Origin of the sequence: Nocardioides sp. CPCC 206348 (assembly GCF_048654705.1) — a bacterium.
Classification (GTDB): domain Bacteria; phylum Actinomycetota; class Actinomycetes; order Propionibacteriales; family Nocardioidaceae; genus Nocardioides.
On sequence record NZ_JBMCZA010000173.1, the window covers coordinates 15216 to 16154 of the forward strand.

At 70.0% G+C, this 939-nt stretch carries 1 protein-coding gene; it reads right to left on the reverse strand.

The features are described 5' to 3' along the window. The coding region (locus ACOADB_RS13720) for a carboxyltransferase domain-containing protein (RefSeq protein WP_378599503.1) at positions 1–939 on the reverse strand (939 nt) is incomplete at both ends.

A 939-nucleotide genomic window follows, 5' to 3' on the forward strand; every position in this document is an offset into this window, starting at 1 on the left:
TTCTGCGTCGAAGGCTGCGCGTCGTTGCGCGCGCAGCGTGGCGATCTCTGCGGCGGCCTCGGCCTCCAGCTGGTTGACCTCGGCCACGGAGAAGGTGGCGGGCCGGGTCACGAGGTCGGCGCGACCGGCCTTGATGTCGGCGCGTTGCTGCGCCAGTTCCTCGGCGCTGACGGGATGGAAGCGGATCCGGTCGAACTGTCGGAGCAGCCACGGCTGCTCGTCGCGTTGCTCCTGGGCAAGTCCGGGAAGCCGCCACACCGGCAGCGTGCGGCCCACCAACTGGTAGCCCCCGGGCCCCTCCATTCCGTAGATGCAGAGGTAGATCCCGCCGATGCCCACGGCGTTCTGCGGGGTCCAGGTGCGAGCCGGGTTGTACTTCGTGGTGACCAGCCGGTGCCGTGGGTCGATGGGTACGGCGACGGGCGCTCCGAGATAGACGTCGCCCAGCCCGACGACGAGATAGGTCGCGGCGGCGACCACGTCGAAGACGTCCGCACGATCCGTCAGGTCGTTGACCCGGCGGATGAACTCGACGTTGTCAGGACACCACGGAGCATCCGGTCGCACCGATGCCGCGTAGCGGCGCATCGCCTCATGGGCCTCCGGATGGTCGAACGCGATCGGGAGCGAGACCTCGCGAGCGGGGATCGTCACGGTGGCCGGATCAGCCAGACCACCTGCCAGGACGGCCAGGTGCTTGGCCAGGGTGTCGAGCCCGAGCCTGGCGTCGTCGACCTGGACCAGCAGCGACCGGACGCCTTCCACGATCTCGGTCACGCCGTCCGGACGGTCGGTGCGCAGGGCCTGGGCCAGGAGGTGGATCCACACCCGGATCCGCAGGTCGAGCTCGGCGGGTCCTGCTTCGACGAGCAGGTGCCGGTCGCCCGACCTCCTGATCGTGTACGCCGGCGAGGTGCCGTCGGCGTCGTACGCCTCCAG